The organism is Paenibacillus algorifonticola (genome assembly GCF_050481745.1).
Taxonomy (GTDB): Bacteria; Bacillota; Bacilli; order Paenibacillales; family Paenibacillaceae; genus Pristimantibacillus; species Pristimantibacillus algorifonticola_A.
The window spans coordinates 45727-66615 of the sequence record NZ_JBCNGR010000008.1 but is presented as its reverse complement, the minus strand read 5'-3'; the positions used below and the strand labels follow the sequence as shown (position 1 = coordinate 66615).

Genomic DNA, 20889 nt, shown 5'->3' with positions numbered 1-20889 from the left:
ATGTCAAAGGAAAGAGTGAATCGCTTGCGCAGCGCCCTTATGGAGCTGGGTCTGGAAGCTTTACTTATTAACAGCGAATACAATCGCCGTTATATTAGCGGATTTACAGGCTCCTCTGGTATGGTCCTCATTACGTTAAGCGACAGCATTTTGCTGACCGATTTCCGCTATATGACGCAGGCTCCTGAGCAGGCGATCGGCTATGAAATCGTTGAGCATGCGCCTAAAGCGATGGAAACGGTGAAAGAGCTGTTGAAAGCGAGAAAAATCAGCAAGCTGGGCTTTGAGCAGGAGCATGTCGTTTACGGCGAATTCGCTGATTGGACGGCTGTGCTTGGCGACATTGCCCTTCATCCAGTAGCGGGGCTTGTTGAAGGCCTGCGGATGATCAAGGATGAAGCGGAACTTCAAGTGATGCAGGAGGCTGCCGATCTGGCGGATGCGACATTTACGCATATCCAGAAGCTGCTGCAGCCTGGCGTGAAGGAAAGCGATATCGCGCTGGAGATGGAAATTTTCATGCGCAGCCACGGTGCTCATTCCTCTTCGTTCGAGACGATCGTAGCGTCCGGAGAGCGCTCAGCCCTGCCGCATGGCAAAGCAAGTGAGCGGGTTATCGGCAACAATGAATTCGTGAAGCTGGATTTCGGCGCCTATCTGAAAGGATATTGCTCTGATATTACGCGTACGGTTGTCGTTGGTACGCCAACGGACAAGCATCGCGAAATTTATGACATTGTGCTGGAAGCGCAGTTGAATGCCCTTGCTCATATCCGTCCGGGTATGACAGGACGTGTTGCGGATGCTTTGACACGCGATGTCATTACGAAATACGGCTATGGCGACAAGTTCGGTCACGGCACCGGACACGGACTCGGCATGGAAGTGCATGAGGCTCCGCGTCTGTCCAAGCTTAGCGAAACGATTTTAACCCCCGGTATGACGGTAACGGTTGAGCCTGGCATCTATCTCCCCGGTTTCGGCGGAGTAAGGATCGAGGATGACATCGTAATTACGGACACCGGTATTAAAATATTAACCGCATCCACTAAAGCGTTTCTTACTTTAGGCTAAGTTGTGGTAACAGCGGTAAACGAGCACGATCAAGCTTGCTATTTTTCTAATCCCAGGAGGTAATCAGCAGTGATTTCAGTAAATGATTTTAAAACAGGATTGACCATTGAAGTAGATGGCGACATTTTTTCCGTAACCGATTTCCAGCACGTTAAGCCAGGCAAAGGCGCGGCATTCGTCCGCTCCAAGCTGAAAAACCTCCGCAACGGCAACGTTGTTGAGAAAACGTTCCGTGCAGGCGAATCGCTTGCTCGTGCGATCATCGAAAACCGTGCTGTACAATACTTGTACAACTCCGGTTCCGAGTACACGTTCATGGATAACGAAACGTATGACCAGTTCGAGCTTAACGAATCGCAGCTGAAATGGGAAATCAACTTCCTGATCGAGAACATGACGGTCAACATCTCCAGCTACCAAGGCGAAATCATCGGTATCCAAATGCCGAACAGCGTTGAGCTGAAAGTTATTGAGACGGAGCCAGGCATTAAAGGCAACACGGCAACCGGCGCAACTAAAAATGCAAAGCTTCAAACGGGACACAACGTACAAGTTCCATTGTTCATTAATGAGGACGATGTGCTGTTGATCGATACTCGCGAAGGAAAATACATCTCCCGCGCATAGGAGATGGCAATGAGCTGCTTCAAGGGTGCAACTAACCCTTTGAGCAGCTTTTTTATATGAATGGACTAAACTTCACACGAACTTCTCATTTTTCTCCCAAAAAGCATTGATGGATAAAGGCTTGCTATTGTAACATTCAATATAATAGTTAAGCTCATGCATCTAGCGATGACGTAGAGGAGTAGAGTGAATGGCAAGAAAAAGCTTTGTTTTTCTGCTGGTAGCCTGTTGGTTCTTGTTGGTGGCATGTGGCACGGGACCAAAGCCACATGCAACGAATCAGCCAGCTGCAAGTTCGGGCGAAGCGGCGACTGGTGGGCAAAACTCCCTGAAGGCTGTTCAAGCAAGCGGCAAGCTGCGTATAGGAACGGAAGGAACGTATGCGCCTTTTACTTATCGAGACGAAAACGGGAAGCTTGTCGGATTCGATGTAGAGATAGCTGCGGAAATTAGCAAGCGTATCGGCGTGGATCCAGAATTTATTGAAACGCCATGGGATGAAATATTTGCGGGACTTGATGCGGGGAAGTTCGATGTTGTTTTTAATCAAGTCAGTATTCGGGACGATCGACTGGAGCAATATTATTTTTCCGATCCTTATATTTACTCCCATATTGTGCTGATTGTGAAGCAGGATAACACAGATATTAAGAAGCTTACTGACTTGCAAGGGAAAAAGGCGGCACAATCGCTGACAAGCAATTTGCTTGATATTGCACAGCGGTACGGCGCGGAAATTGTGCCGTCCAAAGGTTTTGATGATGCGATTTCCTTGTTGTTGTCCGGTGAAGTGGACGCGACGGTTAATGATGGGTTAACGTATTTAGACTTGTTGCATCGCCAGCCGGAGGCACCGCTCAAAATTGTTGATGAAATGTCGGAGGCAACGGCAAGCGGCGCTTTGTTTACGAAAGGGCATGATGAGCTTGTTATCGCAGTCAATGGGGCGCTTGCGGATATGAAAAAGGACGGTACTTATTTGGAAATTTCAACAAAATATTTCGATACCGACGTTTCCAAATAGCATGCTGAAGCTGTGAAGGTTGCTTGTATTTTTGTGATGGGATATACCCAGATGTATGACGGTTGTGCTATAATATTGACTTGCATGTATATGTCAAGGTTGGGAGTGAGTCAGCTTTGTCGTTGATAGTGATGAAGTTTGGCGGAAGCTCGGTGGGAACGCCGGAGCGGATGCAACGGGTAGCAAAACGTATTATTGAGAATCAACAGGCGGGAAACCGTGTTGTTGTTGTCGTATCAGCAATGGGGGATACAACGGATGATCTGATCGACCAATCGAAGCTGCTTAATCCTAATCCGCCAGCGCGCGAGATGGATATGCTGCTTACGACAGGCGAGCAAATATCGGTAGCGCTTTTGTCGATGACGATTCACCAGCTGGGACACCACGCCGTTTCGTTGACAGGCTGGCAGGCGGGAATTCGTACGGATGCTGTACACAGCAAGGCGAAAATTACAGATATTCGTACGGAGCGCATGATTAAGGAGCTGGATGCGGGCCATATTGTTATCGTAGCTGGTTTTCAAGGCATGTCCGAGGATGGCGACATTACGACGCTGGGACGTGGCGGCTCCGACACGACGGCAGTTGCGCTGGCAGCTGCGGTTAAAGCAGATGTGTGCGAAATTTACACTGATGTGGATGGCATTTATTCGACCGATCCGCGCGTGGTGAAATGCGCTCGCAAGCTGGATGAAATTTCGTATGATGAAATGCTGGAGCTTGCCCATCTGGGAGCTGCTGTGCTTCATCCGCGCGCGGTTGAATACGCAAAGCATTACAATGTAAAGTTGGTCGTTCGTTCAAGCTTTACCTACAACGAAGGTACAAGTGTAAAGGAGGAAGTAACGATGGAACAAGGCGCTGTCGTTCGCGGTATTGCATTCGATAAAAATGTAGCTAGAATAAGCATTCTGGGCGTTCCTGATTTGCCAGGCGTGCTCGCGACAGTATTTGGCGCGCTTGCAAATAATGGCGTGGATGTAGACATTATTGTGCAAAGCGGCGTACAGGACGGCACAGCCGACTTCTCCTTCACGCTTTCGCTCGATGATAAAGACAAAGCGGTTGCAGTCATTGAAAATCTGCACGGAGAGCTTCCCTACAACAAAGTGACTTCCGAAGAAAACCTGGTTAAGGTTTCAATCGTCGGTGCTGGCATGGTCAGCAATCCAGGTGTAGCTGCTACGATGTTCGCAGCGATTTCAGGTCTTGGCATCAGCATTAAGATGGTCAGCACTTCTGAAATCAGACTTTCCTGCGTCATCGACGCTGAGCCGCTGCAAGAAGTGGTGCGTGCACTGCATACGGCATACGGTTTGGATACGGCAGAGCAAGCTTTCGTTGGCGGGCCACAGGACCGTCGTTAGACGACTTGCTTTAATGTAAGAAACATGTAAGAGACATAGAAAAAGGCAAGGAGCAAACGCTCTTTGCCTTTTTTGCATATATGAAGATGTACAGAGTGGTAAGCTTAAGTACGATTGGTTATGATTAATCTAAATGGAAGGAGGATCCAATGTGGCATTTTTAAATGAAATGGTTTGGGCTGAGAGCACAAGTTTCATGAATGAGCTGCTGAAACAAGAACTAGCCTGCAGCAGCATGCCGGCTGGACTGGAGGCTCATGTGTGGAAATATTCGTCTGTTACGGACAGCTTTGTTCTAAAAATATGGAACAAGGATTCCGATCCAGATGTTCATTTTCAATATGTCCTGCTGCAAGCGCTTAGGAACATAGGCATTTCTGTTTCGGCAGCGTATGGATGGGGTCACACCGCTTCTGGGCATAAGGCGCTGTTAACCAGCTATGATGGCAGCCCGCTCTCCCAAATATCGAATCAGCAAGTTGAGAATTTGGCTCAATTATTGTTGGACATCCATCAAGTATCCGCCCAGAAATTAGATCCTCTGCTTCATAGAAAATACGATTTTATCCGTTATTTTTACCCGCAAATCGAAGAGCATCAAGACATTCAATCGGAATTAATAGAGCTAATTAATGGTTCAAATATGCAGCAAAATAAGTTTATCCACGGTGACTTTAACTTAGGCAACGTAGTAGAAAAGCAAGGGAAATATACGATCATTGACTGGACCAATGGGCAATTAGGGGATGCCAGGTATGATTTTGCCTGGACGAGCTTTTTAATTTATTTATACAATGGGGAACCCTTGGCCACGGTATTCCAACATGCATATTTAGCACAAAGTGAATTTGATAAGGAAGAAGTTCAAAGGTTTGAAGCCATTGCGTGCCTCAGATGGTTATTGCTCTATAGATTCGCACCAGTCCCTAAAGATGAATCAACGATCGAACGGATTAATCACAAAATAATGAAAAATAAATTTCTCAATAAAGCGCTTGTGCTGGAGTAGCAGCCTAAAGCGAGACTAGCAGCAGGCTAGGGCGTGATTTTCTCGCCTTAGTCTGCTGCTTTTATTTTTATAAGCCATTCAGCGAGTCACCAGCACGAGCTTCTCTCCTTGCAGTACGGGAACGTCTTTATAAATATCGACGGCTGCGCATGCTTCAATATCCCGCTGGAGACCAAGCTTGAGCAGCCGCTTGCCTGTGGATCCGGAGGCGAGTGTTTCGAGCGCAGCAGAACTGCGGCTGCGGTAGAAGCCGAGCATAGCGATTGCGAAGTCGTCCAGCTCCAAAGCATTTATGCCTGCCTGCATCATCCGCTCAAGCAGCAGTCCGGCGCCATAGCCATCCTCGGCAGCGAAAGCATCATTATAGCCTGCGCATAAAATGACGACATCGCGCCGCAGCGCGAGCGCCGCACGGGCGCAGGCAGCGGCGTTCATTAGCGCGGCTGTCAATACGTAATCGGCACGGGAGGATTTTTGCAGCGCGCGCGTTCCGTTCGTTGTGGTCAAAATAATACGGCGGTTGCGAACCGTATTCGCTTCATATTCATCAGGCGAATTGCCAAGGTCAAAGCCGGATATTTTGCGGCAAAATCGTTCCCCCCCTAGCAAATCCCCCGGCCGCTGCGCTGCTTTGGCCTCCATAACTGTTTCTACAGGTACGATGGCTTCGGCCCCGGCCGCAAGCGCCGTCACAATCGTGCTGCCAGCCCGCAATACATCGACAACGATGGCTGTTTTATGATGGAAGCGCGCCTGGCTGGCTTCATTCACGCTTGATATGACCTCAACTTGCATGTCGTAATCCGCCTTTCTTTGCCTAGCTTCTCTTAGCCTTATGCCTGCAATATATGCACCTTCTTCTGGGCATGTGTCCCAAGTGCAGCGGTCATGAATGCAGTGGTCTGCTGCATAAGCTAGAAACAGGTCGGCTGGACAAGGGTGGAGGTGGATTTTTATGCTGAATAAAATTGTGCTGGCAATGGCATCCTTGCGCTTTGCCTCGGGAACCATCGAAATTTGCGCAGCTATTATTATGCTTAAACTCAATCAGATCGACAAGGCGCTTCTCGTCAATTCCTCTTTGGCGTTAGTAGGGCCGCTGATTTTGATTGCGACGACGACGATTGGTTTGGTAGGGCTTGCAGACAAGCTGTCCTATAGCAAATTTGCTTGGGTAGCAGCAGGCATTCTATGTTTAATGATTGGTATTTTGAAAAAATAACGAGAAACGGCGCTGTACTCGAGTACGAAGGCCTTTTCTATAATTTTCTGCTGTTCTCGTAATAAGAGGCGGTCTGCTCCTAGTTAAATAAATTCTAATCTAGCAATATGAATCCAGTTGGACATATTTTAGCTGGCCAAGCATACATATAAGAGGACTAAGGACAAACATCCGGGAGTGATGAACGCATGCTTAGCCGTATTACGCATTTGCTGCCGCTAGAGCTGAAAGCGATATTGGAACGGCTGCCTGCGCAGGTTCAGGAGCAGCTGGAAGAGATACGGATTCGCGAAGGGCGTCCGCTAGAAATTGGCATGGCAGGCCAATCGCGTTTCGCTGCAAACGATGGCACGCTCTTAACGCAAGCAGGCGGAGCGTACAAGCCTACTGCTGACCTATGCCGCAAGCTGCTGGAGCGGATGACCAACTACTCCTTGTATGCCATGGAAGAGGAGCTCAGGCGGGGCTTCATTACAGTTGCAGGAGGTCATCGGGTTGGACTTGCAGGGCGTACTGTTCTCGATAACGGCAGCGTCCGCGGCATTCGGGAAATAGGCGCCTTTAATATTCGCATTGCCAGAGAGGTTCCCGGCTCAGCGACTCCTCTCATACCGAAGCTGCTTGACCGATCTCGCAAAACGATCCGCTCCACGCTGCTGCTAGCCCCTCCACAGCAGGGCAAGACGACGCTCGTTCGCGACATTGCAAGATCCGTCAGCTACGGGTTATGGGGAGGCGGAGATGCCGCCAGCTGGCCGGGCAGAAAAGTTGCAATCGTGGACGAGCGCTCGGAAATAGCCGCTTGTGTGCGAGGCATTCCAACCTTTGATATTGGCCCGCGCTCCGACGTCATGGATGCTTGTCCGAAGGCGGAAGGAATGATGATGCTGCTGCGCTCGATGTCGCCAGATGTCATTATTGCTGATGAGATTGGACGGCCCGAGGATGGCGAGGCGATTCGGGAAGCGAGCCATGCCGGAGTCAGCGTCATAGCGACAGCTCATGCGTATGATGCCGAGGATGCTAGAGGGCGGCCTGTATTGCGCTCGCTGCTGGAGGAAGGAGCGTTCTCCCTTATCGTCGAGCTTCGCCGAACGCCTTCGGGCATTATGCACCGGGTGCTTACGGCGGAAGCTTGCGTAAGAGGCTGGGCGGCACGCGAGCCAACGGCAGCAGTATCGCGATTAGCCGAAGATGCTGCGCCCTTGTTTTCCGGGCTGATGCGGGGCGATGCCATGTGCTGAAACTGCTTGGCGCGCTGCTCATTTTGTTCGCCGGAACGATGCTTGGCTTCCAGCAGGCGGCGCGTTTTGCCGCTAGGCCCCGCCAGCTTCGCCATACTGCTCACGCGCTTCAGAGGCTTGAAACGGAAATTGGCTACGGGCATACCCCGCTGCCGGAGGCGCTGAATCGAACCGCAGCTTTTGTTCCGGCTCCACTCAACCGAATGCTGATGCTTGCCGCGGAAGGGCTTGCAAGCGATGAAGGGCTATCGTTTCCAGAAAGCTGGGAGCGGGCGGTTCGCGAGGTTTGGGGAGCTACGGCCATGCGGGCAAGCGAGCAGGCGGTGTTGATCCGTCTTGGCTCAACGCTCGGTATTAGCGACCGTGAGGACCAGCTTAAGCATTTGAAGCTGGCGCTCATTCAACTCAAGGCGGAGGAAGATTCGGCGCGGGAAGATCAGGCGAGGTATGAGACGATGTGGAAAAGCCTCGGCGTTTTAATCGCCGTGCTGCTCGTTATTTTGATGGTTTAATGGGGTGCCGCGGAAATGAATATGGATGTGAGCGCCATTTTCCAAATAGCCGGTATCGGAATTATCATCGCGATGATTCATACGGTGCTTAAGCAGATGGGGAAGGAAGATATGGCGCATTGGGTGACATTAATCGGCTTTGTTGTCGTGCTGTTTATGGTCGTGCGTATGCTGAACGAGCTGTTTCAGGAAATTAAAACGATTTTTCTGTTTCAGTAGCCAGCTTGAAGAGAAGCCGCAAGTAGGTGAAGCGAAGTGGAAATCATTCAAATCGTCGGTCTTGGGCTGATTGCAACAGTCCTCATCCTTGTCGTTCGAGAGCAAAAGCCGCTGTTCGCTTTCCTGCTTGCGGCATTTACCGGCCTCTTTATTTTTCTGTTCCTGCTTGGCAAAATCGATTCCGTCATCGCGGTGCTTTCTGATTTGGCGAATCGCTCCGGCATTCCTTCTATTTATTTAAAGACGGTGCTGAAAATAATCGGCATCGCCTACATCGCTGAATTTGGCGCTCAAATTGTAAGGGATGCCGGACAGGAAAGCATTGCGTCGAAAATCGAATTCGCTGGCAAAATATTAATTCTTGTCATGGCGGTCCCGATCATCAGCGTCATTATCGAAACGGTCATCAACCTGCTGCCGACAGGAGGAGGAGCCAGTTGAGGATAAAGCTTGCTGGCAGCTCCTATCCGCCGAATGCCGTGTGGTTTACGGTGTTAGCGGCTATATTGTACTTTTTGCTGCTTGTGCCAAGCTCGGAGGCCGCAGCGCAAGGTGTGTCAACTTCAGCCTGGCAGTCGAAGCAGGCTTCTTATCCGCAGCTAGCTTCGCAGCCAACGTCTTCTCCACAGACCCAGCAGTCGCAGCAGACTCCGCAAAGTCAGCAATCGCAGTCCTTGCAGCAGCAGCAAACACAGCAGGCCCAGGCGCAAGCCGCACTCGGGCAGCTGACCGGCAGCGGGCTGAACGATATGGATACGGATGCGGTGGAGAAATACTGGAACGAGCTCAAAAACGAATATGGCGGATTTTTCCCTGAGCAGAAGCTGCCAAGCTTTGCCCAAATGCTGCTGCCGGGCGGAGAAGGGCTCAAGCTGGAAACGGTGCTGAAAGGTCTGCTGTCTTATTTTCTGCACGAGGTGCTCTACAATGGCAAGCTGCTGGTCACAATCGTCACGCTTACCGTATTCAGCATGATGCTGGAAACGCTGCAAAACGCCTTCGAGCGCAATGCGGTCAGTAAGGTAGCTTATTCTATTACCTTTATGGTCATCCTTATCATCACGGTCAACAGCTTTAATGTAGCGATCGGCTATGCGAAGGAAGCGATAGAAAACATGATCCAATTCATGCTGGCGATGCTTCCGCTGCTGCTCGCGCTGCTTGCGTCGATGGGCAATGTTGTAACGGTGTCGGTGCTGCATCCGCTCATTATTTTTATGATTCATGTCGTAGGCACGCTCGTTTATACGCTCGTATTTCCGCTGCTGTTCTTCTCGGCCGTTTTGCATATCGTCAGCGCCATGACCGAGCGTTTCAAGGTGACCCAGCTTGCCAATCTGCTGCGCAGCATCAGTATTACCATTTTAGGCGCGCTGGTTACGATTTTTCTCGGTGTCGTCTCGGTGCAGGGAGCGACGGGAGCGGTGACCGACGGTGTAACGATGCGAACGGCCAAGTTCGTCACAGGCAATTTTGTTCCTGTCGTCGGGCGCATGTTTTCGGATGCTGCGGATACCGTCATATCGGCGTCCATGCTGGCGAAAAATGCAATCGGGCTCGCAGGCGTCATTATGCTGCTGTTTATCAGTGCTTTTCCCGCAATCAAAATTTTGACACTGGCACTAATTTACAATGTATGCGCCGCCGTCATGCAGCCGCTGGGAGATTCACCGATTGTGGCCTGCCTGCAAACGATTGGCAAGACGCTGATCTATGTATTTGCTGCGCTGGCTGCTGTCAGCTTAATGTTTTTCCTGGCGGTAACGATCGTGCTGACAGCAGGAAATGCAGCAATGATGGTGCGGTAAACCGGTTGCTTGAAAAAAAAGGGGGCGAATCGCATGGTAGCTTGGCTGGGCGAGTGGCTGCGTGACATTATCGCTGTCATTATGCTCGCTGTATGCACCGAGCTGCTGCTGCCCAACAAGGCGATGCTGCGCTATGCCAGACTTGTTATCGGCCTTCTTGTTCTGCTGACGCTGCTATCTCCACTGCTTCGCCTGCTGCAAGGCGACGTAACGGCGGGACTGAGCGCGGGCATTCAGCAATGGGAGATGAGCACAGCCCAGCGGCAGGTGAAAATGCCAACGCTTGCCGACATTCAGCGTCAGGCAGAGGAGCTTAAACGAAAGCAGCAGCAGCAGGCGGCTAGCCTGACCGGCAGTACGCTTTCCAAAGCGATGGAAACCGCAATCGTCCGCTATACGGGCCAGTCGGCAAGCTCGGTTGAAGTCAAACTGAAATGGATCAAGGAAGGGGATGTTGAGATGGTCGATATGGATACGGTGACAGTGACGTTTCCCCAGATGCTTCCTGAAGAAGAGGCAGTCTCGCCGAGAGGATCTCCTGCAATTGCGGAAGCGAATTCGACACAGGATGTACAGGAGGGAAATGGACAGGTCGAAGCAGTGGAACCAGTAAGCGTGGAGGTTATGGTGCCTGAGCTGCTGGAGACTGGGCCGAATCAGTCATCAGAAGAGCAGAGTGCTGCTGATGAGCCGTTATGGCAGCCCGTCAGCGCAGAGCTTGATAAGCAGACGAGAGCTGTGCTCGCCGAGGGCTGGGGCTTATCGCCCGATGCCATCATTATTCGCCAGCCAGCAAGCATTCGCGGAGAAAAGTGAAGCGAAAGGAGTGGGTAATGACAGGTGGCGAAGTGGCTGGAGAAGCTGGAAGCGATGGCGGGCGGAGGCCCTGGGGGACCGAAGCGAGTAAAAATGCTGCGCCTCCTGCTCATTATCGGCTGTGTTGGAGCGCTTCTGATGCTGATTAATTCTTTTCTCACCTTTAACAAGGTTGAGCCTTCCATACAGGGGCAGGGGCAAATTCTGCAATCAGTAGATGACACGGCCTGGACCAGCCCGGGCTCGAATGAAGGAGCCTCATTCGAAGCGGTGGAGCAGCCGCTGGAGGCGAGGCTGAAAGAAATTTTAGAGAAAATCGTCGGTGTTGGCGAAGTGGATGTACTGGTCACCATTGATTCGACAGAGGAAATCGTCGTTGAACGCAACGAGAAGGAGACGCAGTCGGTTACAGACGAGAATGACAAAAACGGGGGCAAACGGCATATTACGGCGATTAACAAGGATGGAGAGGTCGTACTCGTTGAGGTGTCTGGCGATCAGAAGCCCATTGTTAAAAAGAGGATCAACCCGCGCATTCGCGGTATCCTTATCGTAGCCAAGGGTGCGGAAAACGTAACCGTCAGGCGTTTAATTATAGATGCGGTCGAAAAAGGCGTGAATGTCGCGGCATCCCGTATTTCTGTTGCACCGAGGAAGCAGTAGTTTAGCTTTTATACCATTTTGAGGAGGGTGTTCACATGAACACGAAAAGACAAACGATTTGGCTCGTATCGATGCTCAGCTTGATGGTGGTACTGTCCGCCTATTACTTGTTTACGCAGGATGCAAGCTCGCCAGATTTGCTGACAGACAACTCGCAGCTCGAGCAGACGGTGAAACAGGGTGCGACTGAGGCTGCGGGCAACGGCATCGTTGTGGATGAGGTCCAGCAAGGTGCGGACAATGGAGTGAGCGAGGCTGACAAAGAGGTACTGGAACAGTATGAGCAAGGGGCCCCGGCAACGAGCGTATTCGCCGATATTCAGGAGAAGCGGACGCAGGAAAACAACGAGGAGCTTGATAAGCTGATGGCAGATATCGCAAATACGCAGGTAGATAAAGAAAAATCCACTGAAGCGGCAAAACAGCTGTCCATGCTTGAAGAAAAAAATGTAAAGCTGACAGAGCTTGAAGAGCAACTGATGCAAAACTATGAATCCGCCATCGTAGATGAAGAAAACAACGTTTATAAAGTCGTCGTAGCCAGCGAGAAGCTGGAGAAAAATCAAGCAGCTGATATTGTGGATCTCGTTATGAAAAAAATGGAAATCAATGCAGATCAGGTATCGGTGCAATTTGTACCTTAATTAATCGTTGCCAGAGCAGAAAATCCCGGACGTCAGTTAAGCTGGCGCTTCCGGTTTTTTTTATGCCCATCATGCACGACACTCACACTAAGCCTATATAATGTAAAAAATTAAAAAGGAGCCAACGATATATTATGTATCGCTATTATCCTTCTCATCCCCAGCAATTGGCCAAACCGCTTCATCCTGTTTGCTGGACATCGTCTAGCATGGAATTGAACCGCAAGCTGCGGGCATTGTGGGTACAGCATGTGTACTGGACAAGATTGACGGTGAACAGCATTGTTGACCGTCTTGGGGACGAACAAGCAACGACCGCTAGGCTGCTAAGGAACCCAACAGACTTTGCAGCAGTGCTTGAACCTTTTTATGGAAGGGCGATTGCGGCAAGGTTTGCCGAGCTGCTGCGGGAGCATCTTGTCATTGCAGTTGAACTCGTCAAGGCGCTTCAGGCTGGCGATAGCGCAGCGGCAGCTGATGCTCAAAAACGCTGGTATATGAACGCAGATAACATTGCCGACTTCCTGAGCCGGATAAATCCCTATTGGTCTAAAGAGGAATGGAAAAGGATGCTTGATGAGCATCTGAGGCTGCTTACGAGTGAAGTTGCGGCACGGTTTGCTAAAAACTATGAGCAAAACGTCGCCCTGAATGATCAAATTGAACCGCAGGCGGTTGAAATGGCAGACGTAATGACGAACGGAATTATCCGGCAGTTTCCTTCTTTCTTTTCTATTTAATCAAAAAAGAGCGGAGTTCAGGCTTTGTTTTATCTCCTGGACTGCGTTTTTTAATGATGCGCGGTTCATTTTTGCCTGCCTCGACCATTATTCTGGATGCTGCGACTGAAGCTATGAAGTGCTTGGGACGTTTATTACGAAGGGAACAGGCAGCTGTTTAAGGGTTATTTTATGCATTTGTAAAAAATAATTCGTGTTCCTCAGCGTTTATGATATAATGTTAAACGTTATTGTGCCCATTAATAAAAGTGAACAATGCAAGATAAGCTACTATGCGGTTTTGCTACCGCAAAACTTTAAGGAGTGAAAAATTCATGTTCAAATTGAGCGAGATTAAAGAATTGATCAAGCTGGTCGATCAAACCTCCGTTCATGAGCTGGAAATCGAAAACGAAGGGACTCGCCTGCTAATTCGCAAGCCCGGGAAAACGGAAGTCGTCAATGTGCAAGCAGCCCCGCTAATGCATACATATTCACAGCAGCCTGCTCCCGTTTACACACAAGCACCTGCTATTGATCCAGCTTCACAGTCTACAGCGTCTGAGACGCCTGCAGCGCGCGCTGCAAGTGAGAATTTGCACCAAATCACGTCCCCCATGGTTGGTACGTTTTACAGCTCGCCAAGCCCTGAGGCTGCGGTATTCGTAAAACCGGGCGACCGTGTATCCGAGAAAAGCGTCGTTTGCATTTTGGAAGCGATGAAGCTTATGAACGAGCTGGAAGCGGAAGTGCGCGGCGAAATCGTCGAAGTACTTGTAACGAATGGCCAATTGGTGGAATACGGGCAGCCGCTATTTCTGGTGAAACCGGAATAACAGCATTGCTCCTTCTGGGAGAACTAGCCATTTGAAAGGAGTAACAATGTGAATTTCCAAAAAATTCTTATTGCCAACCGCGGCGAAATCGCCGTGCGTATTATTCGGGCTTGCCGCGAGCTCGGCATTGCAAGCGTAGCCGTTTATTCGGAGGCGGATCGCGATTCGCTGCATGTGCGCCTTGCAGATGAAGCTTATTGCATCGGGCCTACTTTGTCGAAGGACAGCTATTTGAATTTAACGAACCTGATGAGCGTTGCGACCATAACGGAATGCGATGCGATTCACCCAGGCTATGGCTTCCTTGCAGAAAATGCGAATTTCGCGGAGCTTTGCGAATCGTGCAACATTACGTTTATCGGGCCTTCACCTGAGGCGATTAGCAAAATGGGCGACAAGGCGGTAGCCAAGCAAACGATGCAGCAAGCAAACGTTCCGGTTATTCCAGGCTCTGAAGGCCTCATTGAGACAATGGAAGAAGCGGTTGAAGTTGCACGTCAGATCGGCTATCCCGTTATCATAAAAGCAACTGCAGGCGGGGGCGGCAAAGGCATCCGTATTGCAGACAGCGAGGAAATGCTCGTTTCGCAAATTACGACGGCGCAGCAGGAAGCTCAGAAAGCCTTCGGCAATGCAGGCGTCTATTTAGAAAAATATTTGACAGGCATGAAGCATGTCGAAGTTCAAATTATGGCGGACAAGCATGGCAACGCTGTGCATCTTTTTGAACGCGATTGCTCGGTTCAGCGTCGTCGCCAGAAATTGGTCGAAGAAGCGCCTTGCCCAGTTCTCTCTCCGGAGCTTCGTGAAGCGATGGGGCAAGCGGCTGTTCGCGCAGCGCTTTCCGTTCAATATTCAGGCGCAGGAACGCTTGAATTTTTGCTTGGGCCGGATGGCCAGTTTTATTTTATGGAAATGAATACTCGTATTCAGGTTGAGCATCCCGTTACAGAAATGATAACGAATGTTGATCTGATAAAAGAGATGATTTCCGTAGCGGAAGGCAATCCGCTTTCCTTTAAGCAGGAAGATCTTGCGATTAATGGCTGGTCGATAGAATGCCGGATAAACGCTGAGGATTCCGAGCGCAATTTTATGCCGTCTCCTGGACACATTCCGTTCTATCTGGCGCCGGGCGGTACTGGCGTGCGGGTGGACAGCGCAGTTTATCCGGGTTATACGATTTCGCCGCATTATGACTCCATGATTGCCAAGCTGATCGTTTGGGGAAGAACGCGAGAGGAAGCGATTGCCCGCATGAAACGAGCTTTGTCTGAATTCGCGATTGAAGGCATAAAAACAACGATTCCTTTCCATCAAAAACTGCTGGAGCATCCAAAGTTTATTGAAGGAAATTTTGATATCAAGTTCCTCGAGGAATATGATGTTTTCCACCCAGAGCAGGCTGCAGCAATAGCTGGGGACAATCTGTAATGGTTTGTCATATTTCATGGCGAATGCTATAGTATAGAAATAAGATGCGGAAGCTTTACCCGCTTGATGCAGAGCGGGACGCGCAACTTTAGGGAGGTGTAAAGCTATCATGAGTACAACAGCAACAGAGTATGAGAAAACGGACATTGGCGTTATTCAGATCGCACCCGAGGTTATTGAAGTCATTGCTGGACTGGCTACAGTTGAGGTGCCTGGTGTAGCTGGCATGAGCGGCGGTTTCGCAGGCGGAATCGCGGAGATGCTTGGCCGCAAAAATTTGTCTAAAGGCGTTAAAGTTGATGTTGGACAGCGTGAGGCGGCGATTGATGTATCCATTATTGTGGAATATGGCAACCGCATCCCAGAAATTGCTTCGGAAATTCAGCGTAATGTGAAACGTTCGATTGAAACGATGACAGGTCTTCATGTTATTGAAGTGAACGTACATATTCACGATGTTCATTTCAAAGCTGCCGAGAAGCCGGTAGAGGAAGACCAACTGCTGCGCGTCAAGTAATAACTGTATGGAAGAGAATTGACTATAACCCCCTCGTGATCGGCATGCCGCTCGGCGCAAGGGGGTTTTCATTCGGTCTGCCCGGAGGAGGCATTTGCATTGTTTAGAATTGTGGACAAGTTGCTATTGTTTATTTATAGCATTGTAATCGGTGCCGCTTCCATTATGATCGCATGTATTGGCTTTAATTGGATTTCGAAGCGAGCGCTTCTTACGGCTTTAGACCGTATGTTTGAGCAGCCATCGATCCAGATTTCCGTTATGATAGCTGGGATTGTATTGTTTTTGCTCAGCTTGAGATTTTTTATTGTTTCCTTGCATCGAGGCTCTGCAGCTCCGCCTTCCATAGATCAACGGACAGATTTTGGCGACATTCGCATTTCCATTGAAACGATTGAAAATCTAGCCCTCAAAGCAGCTTCCAAGCGTCGTGGGGTTAAAGATTTGCGTGCGCGCATTCGTACTTCCGACTCTGGCCTTGACATCGTGCTTCGCGTGTTTGTTGATGGAGAAAGCTCAATCCCAACGATCACGGAAGAGATTCAGCTTGCTGTCAAAAGCCATATTGAGGATATTACAGGGATACCGGTTTCAAATGTGACGGTATTTGTAGCGAATGTCATTCAGACAGGCATGTACAAGAGTCGCGTGGAATAGAGGTGGGCTAGCGGATGTGGAGGGAATTTTGGGTTCATTACGGAAAGCGGACAATTGGCGCAGCAGCAGGACTCTTTTTTGGCTTCGTGTATTTGTTTGCAGGTTTTTGGGATATGCTGATTTTTATGCTGCTCATTTCAGTTGGGTATTGGATAGGCAAAAAGAAAGACTTGCGGCAGGATCCGATCGCTCCATGGCAGCAAGTATGGAGTGTTTTAATGGAAAGATTTCGCCCGTTTAGATAATCCTGTGGTCTCCTCCGTTCTCCGGAAGCCGGATTGCCGGTTGTTCGAGGCAGGGAGGAGATCATAGGTTTTTTTGAAGTTCTGAGACTTTATAAAGGGAGATGCTGTTTCCATCCTTTCTCTATACGTTTCGCCAAAACGATGGCGTCTATATAGAAAGGACGCCGTCAGCGTTATTCCTAAAATATAAGAATTTATAAGCTTTACACTTATAAATAGGCTTATATTTCACCCGCGAAACGGAAGCTTTGCCGCCAAAGGACGGCTTCAGCCGTTTACGCTAGCAATAATAAATTTCAGTAAGCAGTGCAACTGCTTTGGAGGTCCCATGAAACGTAGATTAGCGAGAGAAATTGCAGTATCAAGTTTGTACCAGATGGAAATGAATGAAGTCACGGCTGATGAAGCGGTGGACATGCTTCTTGAAGAGGCTCATTCCGCTAATGAGATCGGCGCAGAGCCAGGAGATATTGGCAATACGGATGATGATTTTGTAAGACAGCTTGTAATGGGCGTCGCGGAGCGCAAAGCGGCTATTGACGACATGCTGCAGGATCATTTGACCGGCTGGCAGGTAGACAGGCTATCTCGGGTAGACCGCCAGGTTTTGCGTCTGGCTTGTTTTGAGATGGTCTTCAGCAACGATGTACCACCGAAAGCGGTTATAAATGAAGCAATTGAACTCGCTAAGCATTTTGGCACGGAAGAGTCTGGCAAGTTCGTAAATGGCGTGTTAGGCAAGCTGATTAGCGGACTTGAGCAGCTGAAAGCCGAGCCTGATCATACAAACTAAGGAACCGCTGGCGGAGAAAGCCGGTCGGCAAGAAGGGGAGCGACACATGATGAGCGCACATATCATATTAGGCAAACAGATTTCGGATCTTATTCGTGAGGAAATTGGGGCAGATACGGCTTCGCTTAAAGAAAAGGGTGTTGTTCCGGGTCTTGCAGTTGTATTGGTTGGAGATGATCCTGCTTCTAAAGTATACGTCGGTTCCAAGGAAAAAGCCTGCCAGCAGCTCGGATTATACTCCGAGGTTCACCGTTTGGCCGAATCGGCAACGGAGGAGGAAGTTTTGGCGCTGATTGCCAAGCTTAATGAGCAGGATAGCATTAATGGTATTTTGGTGCAGCTGCCGCTGCCTAAGCATATTAACGAGAAAGCCGTTATTGATGCGATTCGAGTGGAAAAGGACGTCGACGGTTTCCATCCTGAAAGTGTGGGTAATCTGGTAATAGGCGATGATAGCTTGCTGCCATGTACGCCGGCAGGCGTTATTGAACTGATTAAACGCAGCGGCGTTGATATTGCAGGGAAGCATGCCGTTGTCATTGGACGGAGCAATATTGTCGGCAAGCCTGTCGCGATGCTGCTGCTTAGAGAACATGCTACGGTGACGATCTGCCATTCCAAAACAGCCAACATGGAAGAGATCGCAAAACAGGCGGACATTCTTGTCGTAGCCATCGGCAAAGCGAAAGCGATTGACAGCAAGTTTGTGAAGCCAGGAGCAGTCGTTATTGATGTGGGCATTAACCGTCTGCCTGATGGCAAGCTGGCGGGCGATGTGGATTACGAGGATTGCCTGGAAACAGCCGGTTATATTACGCCAGTACCGGGCGGCGTTGGTCCAATGACGATTACGATGCTGATCCAGAACACGATTAAGGCAGCCAAACGCGCAAACGGGATCGGAGAGTAAGGCGATGAAAGAACAGCCGCGGGTTTATTCGATAAAGGACATTAACCGATATATCCAGATGAAAATGGACTCGGACGCTGTGCTTGGCGATGTGTGGCTGCGCGGAGAGATTTCTAATTTTACGCATCATTCCAGCGGCCATATGTATTTTACGCTTAAGGATAAAGACAGTCGGTTGAAGTGCGTCATGTTTGCTTCGCATAACCAACGGCTGCCTTTTATTCCTCGTGAAGGCGCTAAAGTGATGGCGCGCGGAAACATTTCAGTCTATGAGCGGGATGGCAACTATCAGTTTTATGTGGCCGCCATGCAGCCTGATGGTATCGGGAGCTTGTATCTCGCTTTCGAGCAGCTCAAGAGCAAGCTGGAGGAAGAAGGGCTGTTTGCCGCTGAGCGCAAACGCCCGATACCACGCTTTCCTGGAGCGATCGGGCTGATTACTTCGCCGACAGGGGCAGCAGTTCGCGATATGATGATTACGCTGCAGCGCCGTTATCCTGCTGCGCGTATTTATGTTTATCCGGTTCTAGTGCAAGGAGCGCAAGCAGCACCTTCCATTTCACATGCGATAGAAGCAATGAACCGTTTTGGAGAAATCGACGTATTAATTGTAGGGCGCGGCGGTGGCTCGCTTGAAGAGCTTTGGGCGTTTAATGAGGAGCAGGTAGCGCGCAGTATAGCGGCATCCGATATTCCAATCATTAGCGCCGTCGGCCATGAGACCGATTATACGATTGCTGATTTCGTTGCAGACTTGCGTGCAGCGACGCCTACGGCAGCGGCAGAGCTGGCTGTACCGCATGCAGCCGAGCTGGAGAAGCATTTAAGCAGGCAGCGCCAGCAATTGGAGCAATCGCTGCGCCAGCTTATTCGCAGCCGCAAGGAGCAGCTTGCCCGTGTGCGCCGTTCCCCATTTTTCCTTTATCCTCGCAAATATTTGCTGGAGCAGGCGCAGCGTCTTGATTTGCTGGAGGAACGCTTGCGCCAGCGGACGCTTAAGGCAGCGCAGCGCGGGCGTAGCAGGCTGGAGCGTTTGCAAGCGACGCTTGCCGGGCATCATCCAGGGCAGCGCGTGCAGTTTGCGGCAAGCAGGCTCAAAGGAACTTCGAAACGGCTGGAACAGATCATCCAGCAAACGCTGCAGGAGAAGCAGCTTAAGCTTCATAGCTCCATACGCCAGCTTGATGCGCTTAGTCCGCTGAAGGTAATGGCGAGAGGATACGGGTTAGTTTATGAGGAGTCGGAGCAGCGTTTGGTCAAGTCAGTAGCAGATGTGAAGGCAGGGGATACCGTAAAGGTTAAACTAGCCGATGGGCAGCTGACCTGCGAAGTATCTTCGTCGGAAGGAGAGAGCAGCAGTGGCAAAAAAGGAAGCAATCGAGCTTAGTTTTGAACAGGCAATGGAGCAGCTTGACACGATTGTAGAAAAGCTTGAAAACGGCGATGTTCCGCTAGAAACAGCGATTGATCTATTTCAAGAGGGCATGCGTCTGTCGAAGCTGTGCAGTGGCAAGCTGGAGCAGGTGGAGCAGAAGATCGAGACACTTATTGAGACAGAGCAGGGCTTTCAGAAAAAAACGTTTGCTCCACCGAGCGAAGACAAAGGAGAATAGCGCTTGAGCGACACGGTTTTGGTAAAATCCTATTTGGCGCAATGCGCCGCCATCGTAGAGCAGGCACTGACCGAAGTGCTGCCTTCGCAGTGGCAGGTTCCGGATAAGCTCCGTGAATCCATGATGTATTCCCTGGAAGCAGGTGGAAAACGCTTGCGGCCCGCTCTTGTGCTTGCAGTAGCTGAGGCTATTACCGGTAATGAAGATACGGTGAGCAAAGCTTTGCCTGTAGCTTGCGCGATTGAATGCATACATACGTATTCCTTAATCCATGATGATTTGCCAGCGATGGATGATGATGATTATCGCCGCGGCAAGCTCACGAATCATAAGGTGTACGGAGAGGCGATGGCGATTTTGGCTGGTGACGCGCTGCTGACCCATGCGTTTCATTTAATTCCTAAAGCAGCTAAAGCTGGCGGTGTCAGTGCACAGGTCGCACTCGATATCGTGGAAGATTTGGCTATGCTTGCCGGAGCCAGAGGCATGGTAGGCGGGCAAGTAGCAGATATGCTGGGTGAGCAGGGCATCACGTCGCTTGCAGAGCTAGAATATATTCATTTGCACAAAACCGGAGATCTGGTTGTGTTCTCTGTTACGGCTGGCGCACGTATTGGCGGTGCTACAGAAGAACAAATCAAGCTGCTTGAGCAATATGGTCGCAATATCGGGCTGGCTTTTCAAATTCAAGATGACATTCTAGATTTGATTGGCGATGAGAGCAAGCTTGGCAAAAAGACGAATAGCGATGTCGAGCAACAAAAAGTAACCTATCCCTATCTGATGGGGCTTGACGAGAGCAAGGCTCAAGTAGAGCGTTTGACGCAGGACGCGAAGTCAGCAGTGCTTGATGCAGGACTTGCAGCACCGGACAGACTGCTGCAAATCGCCGATTATCTGGTGCAGAGGGATCATTAATTCACTCTAATGCCT

26 protein-coding genes are annotated in these 20889 nt (G+C 50.0%); 25 read left to right on the top strand and 1 reads right to left on the bottom strand.

The genetic code is table 11. The features are described 5' to 3' along the window. The 5 genes from ABEW34_RS07875 (at position 1) to ABEW34_RS07855 (ending at position 5104) form a co-directional block, all read left to right on the top strand. Positions 1-1074, top strand: a complete 1074-nt coding sequence (locus ABEW34_RS07875; RefSeq protein WP_430156784.1) for a M24 family metallopeptidase — start codon at positions 1-3, stop codon at positions 1072-1074. Positions 1075-1143: 69 nt separating this feature from the next. Further along, a complete protein-coding gene (gene efp, locus ABEW34_RS07870) occupies positions 1144-1701 on the top strand; it encodes an elongation factor P (protein ID WP_046231928.1) in 558 nt (185 codons plus the stop codon). 190 nt (positions 1702-1891) lie between these two features. Then, entirely contained in the window at positions 1892-2725 is an 834-nt protein-coding gene (locus ABEW34_RS07865; RefSeq protein ID WP_430156781.1) for an amino acid ABC transporter substrate-binding protein, read from the top strand. A gap of 116 nt (positions 2726-2841) precedes the next feature. Beyond that, complete coding sequence (locus tag ABEW34_RS07860; protein ID WP_430156778.1) at positions 2842-4095, top strand: aspartate kinase; 1254 nt, start codon at positions 2842-2844, stop codon at positions 4093-4095. A gap of 151 nt (positions 4096-4246) precedes the next feature. Next, positions 4247-5104 carry an aminoglycoside phosphotransferase family protein gene (locus ABEW34_RS07855; protein WP_430156776.1) on the top strand — a complete coding sequence of 286 codons (858 nt, stop codon included), beginning with the start codon at positions 4247-4249 and terminating at the stop codon, positions 5102-5104. A gap of 78 nt (positions 5105-5182) precedes the next feature. Here the strand turns inward: ABEW34_RS07855 and ABEW34_RS07850 are convergent, their stop codons facing one another. Then, positions 5183-5899 (bottom strand): 2-phosphosulfolactate phosphatase, encoded by a 717-nt coding sequence (locus ABEW34_RS07850; protein ID WP_430156774.1) that lies wholly within the window; start codon positions 5897-5899, stop codon positions 5183-5185. 160 nt (positions 5900-6059) lie between these two features. Between ABEW34_RS07850 and ABEW34_RS07845 the strand changes: the two genes are divergently transcribed. The 20 genes from ABEW34_RS07845 (at position 6060) to ABEW34_RS07750 (ending at position 20874) form a co-directional block, all read left to right on the top strand. Then, a complete protein-coding gene (locus ABEW34_RS07845; RefSeq protein WP_056029004.1) occupies positions 6060-6326 on the top strand; it encodes a YqhV family protein in 267 nt (88 codons plus the stop codon). 188 nt (positions 6327-6514) lie between these two features. Continuing rightward, on the top strand, positions 6515-7570 hold the full coding sequence (spoIIIAA, locus tag ABEW34_RS07840; RefSeq protein ID WP_430156771.1) for a stage III sporulation protein AA: 1056 nt from the start codon (positions 6515-6517) through the stop codon (positions 7568-7570). Further along, positions 7564-8082 carry a stage III sporulation protein SpoIIIAB gene (gene spoIIIAB / locus ABEW34_RS07835; protein ID WP_430156769.1) on the top strand — a complete coding sequence of 173 codons (519 nt, stop codon included), beginning with the start codon at positions 7564-7566 and terminating at the stop codon, positions 8080-8082. Before spoIIIAA ends, spoIIIAB begins: the two co-directional genes overlap by 7 nt. A gap of 15 nt (positions 8083-8097) precedes the next feature. Then, positions 8098-8301, top strand: coding sequence for a stage III sporulation protein AC (spoIIIAC, locus tag ABEW34_RS07830; RefSeq protein WP_046231940.1), 204 nt, complete (start codon positions 8098-8100; stop codon positions 8299-8301). Between the two features lie 36 nt (positions 8302-8337). After that, entirely contained in the window at positions 8338-8742 is a 405-nt protein-coding gene (gene spoIIIAD / locus ABEW34_RS07825) for a stage III sporulation protein AD (RefSeq protein ID WP_046231941.1), read from the top strand. Continuing rightward, on the top strand, positions 8739-10109 hold the full coding sequence (gene spoIIIAE / locus ABEW34_RS07820; protein WP_430156766.1) for a stage III sporulation protein AE: 1371 nt from the start codon (positions 8739-8741) through the stop codon (positions 10107-10109). Before spoIIIAD ends, spoIIIAE begins: the two co-directional genes overlap by 4 nt. A 33-nt stretch (positions 10110-10142) precedes the next feature. Then, positions 10143-10925 carry a stage III sporulation protein AF gene (gene spoIIIAF, locus ABEW34_RS07815; RefSeq protein WP_430156763.1) on the top strand — a complete coding sequence of 261 codons (783 nt, stop codon included), beginning with the start codon at positions 10143-10145 and terminating at the stop codon, positions 10923-10925. Positions 10926-10949: 24 nt separating this feature from the next. Next, positions 10950-11588, top strand: coding sequence for a stage III sporulation protein AG (gene spoIIIAG, locus ABEW34_RS07810; RefSeq protein WP_430156760.1), 639 nt, complete (start codon positions 10950-10952; stop codon positions 11586-11588). Positions 11589-11623: 35 nt separating this feature from the next. Then, positions 11624-12232 carry a SpoIIIAH-like family protein gene (locus ABEW34_RS07805; protein ID WP_430156757.1) on the top strand — a complete coding sequence of 203 codons (609 nt, stop codon included), beginning with the start codon at positions 11624-11626 and terminating at the stop codon, positions 12230-12232. A gap of 134 nt (positions 12233-12366) precedes the next feature. Continuing rightward, a complete protein-coding gene (locus ABEW34_RS07800; RefSeq protein WP_430156754.1) occupies positions 12367-12972 on the top strand; it encodes an acetylglutamate kinase in 606 nt (201 codons plus the stop codon). A gap of 314 nt (positions 12973-13286) precedes the next feature. Beyond that, positions 13287-13787: an acetyl-CoA carboxylase biotin carboxyl carrier protein gene (gene accB / locus ABEW34_RS07795; protein ID WP_430156751.1), complete on the top strand. Its 501-nt coding sequence runs from the start codon at positions 13287-13289 to the stop codon at positions 13785-13787. A 48-nt stretch (positions 13788-13835) separates the two neighbouring features. Next, positions 13836-15221, top strand: a complete 1386-nt coding sequence (gene accC, locus ABEW34_RS07790; protein ID WP_430156748.1) for an acetyl-CoA carboxylase biotin carboxylase subunit — start codon at positions 13836-13838, stop codon at positions 15219-15221. A 109-nt stretch (positions 15222-15330) separates the two neighbouring features. After that, positions 15331-15738 (top strand): Asp23/Gls24 family envelope stress response protein, encoded by a 408-nt coding sequence (locus tag ABEW34_RS07785; protein WP_046231945.1) that lies wholly within the window; start codon positions 15331-15333, stop codon positions 15736-15738. A gap of 99 nt (positions 15739-15837) precedes the next feature. Beyond that, on the top strand, positions 15838-16395 hold the full coding sequence (amaP, locus tag ABEW34_RS07780; RefSeq protein ID WP_430156746.1) for an alkaline shock response membrane anchor protein AmaP: 558 nt from the start codon (positions 15838-15840) through the stop codon (positions 16393-16395). A gap of 14 nt (positions 16396-16409) precedes the next feature. Beyond that, positions 16410-16640: a DUF2273 domain-containing protein gene (locus ABEW34_RS07775; protein WP_430156745.1), complete on the top strand. Its 231-nt coding sequence runs from the start codon at positions 16410-16412 to the stop codon at positions 16638-16640. A 328-nt stretch (positions 16641-16968) separates the two neighbouring features. After that, positions 16969-17433 carry a transcription antitermination factor NusB gene (gene nusB, locus ABEW34_RS07770; protein ID WP_046231948.1) on the top strand — a complete coding sequence of 155 codons (465 nt, stop codon included), beginning with the start codon at positions 16969-16971 and terminating at the stop codon, positions 17431-17433. A 49-nt stretch (positions 17434-17482) separates the two neighbouring features. Further along, positions 17483-18343: a bifunctional methylenetetrahydrofolate dehydrogenase/methenyltetrahydrofolate cyclohydrolase FolD gene (gene folD, locus ABEW34_RS07765; protein ID WP_430158499.1), complete on the top strand. Its 861-nt coding sequence runs from the start codon at positions 17483-17485 to the stop codon at positions 18341-18343. Between the two features lie 4 nt (positions 18344-18347). Beyond that, the gene (gene xseA / locus ABEW34_RS07760) at positions 18348-19730 is read left to right on the top strand and encodes an exodeoxyribonuclease VII large subunit (RefSeq protein ID WP_430156743.1); all 1383 of its coding nucleotides are present in this window, start codon (positions 18348-18350) and stop codon (positions 19728-19730) included. After that, complete coding sequence (gene xseB, locus ABEW34_RS07755) at positions 19702-19956, top strand: exodeoxyribonuclease VII small subunit (protein WP_430156740.1); 255 nt, start codon at positions 19702-19704, stop codon at positions 19954-19956. Before xseA ends, xseB begins: the two co-directional genes overlap by 29 nt. A 3-nt stretch (positions 19957-19959) precedes the next feature. Next, positions 19960-20874, top strand: coding sequence for a polyprenyl synthetase family protein (locus ABEW34_RS07750; protein WP_430156737.1), 915 nt, complete (start codon positions 19960-19962; stop codon positions 20872-20874). Positions 20875-20889 lie beyond the last annotated feature (15 nt).

Bases quoted from the DNA above. Each gene is read 5' to 3' on its own strand.
- ABEW34_RS07875 (WP_430156784.1), top strand. From the start codon at position 1: ATGTCAAAGGAAAGAGTGAATCGCTTGCGCAGCGCCCTTATGGAGCTG.
- ABEW34_RS07865 (WP_430156781.1), top strand. From the start codon at position 1,892: ATGGCAAGAAAAAGCTTTGTTTTTCTGCTGGTAGCCTGTTGGTTCTTG.
- ABEW34_RS07850 (WP_430156774.1), bottom strand. From the start codon at position 5,899: ATGCAAGTTGAGGTCATATCAAGCGTGAATGAAGCCAGCCAGGCGCGC.
- ABEW34_RS07845 (WP_056029004.1), top strand. From the start codon at position 6,060: ATGCTGAATAAAATTGTGCTGGCAATGGCATCCTTGCGCTTTGCCTCG.
- spoIIIAA (WP_430156771.1), top strand. From the start codon at position 6,515: ATGCTTAGCCGTATTACGCATTTGCTGCCGCTAGAGCTGAAAGCGATA.
- spoIIIAC (WP_046231940.1), top strand. From the start codon at position 8,098: ATGAATATGGATGTGAGCGCCATTTTCCAAATAGCCGGTATCGGAATT.
- spoIIIAF (WP_430156763.1), top strand. From the start codon at position 10,143: ATGGTAGCTTGGCTGGGCGAGTGGCTGCGTGACATTATCGCTGTCATT.
- ABEW34_RS07805 (WP_430156757.1), top strand. From the start codon at position 11,624: ATGAACACGAAAAGACAAACGATTTGGCTCGTATCGATGCTCAGCTTG.
- ABEW34_RS07800 (WP_430156754.1), top strand. From the start codon at position 12,367: ATGTATCGCTATTATCCTTCTCATCCCCAGCAATTGGCCAAACCGCTT.
- accB (WP_430156751.1), top strand. From the start codon at position 13,287: ATGTTCAAATTGAGCGAGATTAAAGAATTGATCAAGCTGGTCGATCAA.
- ABEW34_RS07785 (WP_046231945.1), top strand. From the start codon at position 15,331: ATGAGTACAACAGCAACAGAGTATGAGAAAACGGACATTGGCGTTATT.
- ABEW34_RS07775 (WP_430156745.1), top strand. From the start codon at position 16,410: ATGTGGAGGGAATTTTGGGTTCATTACGGAAAGCGGACAATTGGCGCA.
- nusB (WP_046231948.1), top strand. From the start codon at position 16,969: ATGAAACGTAGATTAGCGAGAGAAATTGCAGTATCAAGTTTGTACCAG.
- folD (WP_430158499.1), top strand. From the start codon at position 17,483: ATGAGCGCACATATCATATTAGGCAAACAGATTTCGGATCTTATTCGT.
- xseA (WP_430156743.1), top strand. From the start codon at position 18,348: ATGAAAGAACAGCCGCGGGTTTATTCGATAAAGGACATTAACCGATAT.